This window comes from Luteibacter sp. RCC_6_2 (assembly GCF_041360655.1).
Taxonomy (GTDB): domain Bacteria; phylum Pseudomonadota; class Gammaproteobacteria; order Xanthomonadales; family Rhodanobacteraceae; genus Luteibacter.
The window spans coordinates 2,501-5,184 of the sequence record NZ_JBFUPQ010000031.1 but is presented as its reverse complement, the minus strand read 5'-3'; the positions used below and the strand labels follow the sequence as shown (position 1 = coordinate 5,184).

General features: G+C 54.1%; 1 rRNA gene (cut by a window edge). It reads right to left on the bottom strand.

Features of this window, described 5'->3' with window-relative positions:
• Positions 1-27 precede the first annotated feature (27 nt).
• Positions 28-2,684: ribosomal RNA gene (locus AB6730_RS18830) — 23S ribosomal RNA — on the bottom strand (it continues 228 nt past the right edge of the window).

Sequence of the window (2,684 nt, the reverse complement as noted above, 5' to 3'; positions counted from 1 at the left end):
TAAGACGGTGAAGCGTCTTGGGGTTATATGGTCAAGCCTCACGGCTCATTAGTACGCGTAAGCTCAATGCATTGCTGCACTTCCACACCGCGCCTATCAACCACCTAGTCTTGATGGTGCCTTAAGGAGAGTCAAGCTCTCGGGAGATCTCATCTTGGGGCGTGCTTCCCGCTTAGATGCTTTCAGCGGTTATCACTTCCGTTCGTAGCTACCGGGCAATGCCATGGGCATGACAACCCGAACACCAGCGGAACGTCCACTCCGGTCCTCTCGTACTAGGAGCAGCCCCCCTCAAATCTCCAACGCCCACGACAGATAGGGACCGAACTGTCTCACGACGTTCTGAACCCAGCTCGCGTACCACTTTAAATGGCGAACAGCCATACCCTTGGGACCGGCTACAGCCCCAGGATGTGATGAGCCGACATCGAGGTGCCAAACACCGCCGTCGATATGAACTCTTGGGCGGTATCAGCCTGTTATCCCCGGAGTACCTTTTATCCGTTGAGCGATGGCCCTTCCATACAGAACCACCGGATCACTAAGACCTACTTTCGTACCTGCTTGATCCGTCGATCTCGCAGTCAAGCACGCTTATGCCTTTGCACACAGTGCGCGATGTCCGACCGCGCTGAGCGTACCTTCGTGCTCCTCCGTTACTCTTTGGGAGGAGACCGCCCCAGTCAAACTACCCACCATACACGGTCCCCGATCCGGATTACGGACCTAGGTTAGAACGTCAAGCACTTCAGGGTGGTATTTCAAGGATGGCTCCACCGAAACTAGCGTCTCGGTTTCATAGCCTCCCACCTATCCTACACAGAAGAACTCAACGTTCAGTGTAAAGCTATAGTAAAGGTTCACGGGGTCTTTCCGTCTTGCCGCGGGAACGCTGCATCTTCACAGCGATTTCAATTTCACTGAGTCTCGGGTGGAGACAGCGCCGCTGTCGTTACGCCATTCGTGCAGGTCGGAACTTACCCGACAAGGAATTTCGCTACCTTAGGACCGTTATAGTTACGGCCGCCGTTTACTGGGGCTTCGATCAAGAGCTTCGCCTTGCGGCTGACCCCATCAATTAACCTTCCAGCACCGGGCAGGCGTCACACCCTATACGTCCACTTTCGTGTTTGCAGAGTGCTGTGTTTTTGATAAACAGTCGCAGCGGCCAGGTTACTGCGACCCCTCGATGCTCAGTCACGCACGTGACCACACCAAGGGGCGCACCTTCTCCCGAAGTTACGGTGCCATTTTGCCTAGTTCCTTCACCCGAGTTCTCTCAAGCGCCTTGGGATTCTCACCCTGCCTACCAGTGTCGGTTTACGGTACGGTTTTTCTACAGCTGAAGCTTAGTGGCTTTTCCTGGAAGCGTGGTGTCAGTCACTTCGTCCTCATAGGACTCGTCTCGGTGCTCGGCATAAAGATTCCCGGATTTGCCTAAGAATCATGCCTACCGCCTTTCCCCAGGACAACCAACGCCTGGTAGACCTAACCTTCTCCGTCCCCACATCGCACTGTAGAAAAGTGCAGGAATATTAACCTGCTTCCCATCGACTACGCATTTCTGCCTCGCCTTAGGGGCCGACTCACCCTGCGCCGATGAACGTTGCGCGAGGAAACCTTGGGCTTTCGGCGGGGAGGCTTTTCACCCCCCTTATCGTTACTCATGTCAGCATTCGCACTTCCGATACCTCCAGCAAGCCTTACGACTCACCTTCACAGGCCTACGGAACGCTCCTCTACCGCGCACACCTCAAAAGGTGTGCACCCCGAGCTTCGGTGCATAGCTTAGCCCCGTTAAATCTTCCGCGCAGACCGACTCGACCAGTGAGCTATTACGCTTTCTTTAAAGGATGGCTGCTTCTAAGCCAACCTCCTGGCTGTCTATGCCTTTCCACATCGTTTTCCACTTAGCTATGACTTTGGGACCTTAGCTGCGGGTCTGGGTTGTTTCCCTTTTCACGACGGACGTTAGCACCCGCCGTGTGTCTCCCGTGTATCACGTGTTGGTATTCGGAGTTTGCCATGGTTTGGTAAGTCTCAATGACCCCCTAGCCATAACAGTGCTCTACCCCCAACAGTGTTCGCACGAGGCGCTACCTAAATAGCTTTCGAGGAGAACCAGCTATCTCCGAGTTTGTTTAGCCTTTCACTCCGATCCTCAACTCATCCCCATCTATTGCAACAGATGTGGGTTCGGTCCTCCAGTGCGTGTTACCGCACCTTCAACCTGGTCAAGGATAGATCACTCGGTTTCGGGTCTACTGCCAGAGACTATTCGCCCTATTCAGACTCGGTTTCCCTTCGCCTCCCCTATACGGTTAAGCTTGCCACTGACAGTAAGTCGCTGACCCATTATACAAAAGGTACGCAGTCACCCTTGCGGGCTTCCACTGCTTGTACGTATACGGTTTCAGGGTCTATTTCACTCCCCTCTCCGGGGTTCTTTTCGCCTTTCCCTCACGGTACTAGTTCGCTATCGGTCAGTCAGGAGTATTTAGCCTTGGAGGATGGTCCCCCCATGTTCAGACAGGGTTTCACGTGCCCCGCCTTACTCAATTTCATGCCATGCACCCTTTCGTCTACCGGGCTATCACCGTCTACGGCCCGCTTTTCCACGCGGTTCGACTAGAATGTACGACACTTTTGGGCTAGTCCGCGTTCGCTCGTCGCTACTGACGGAA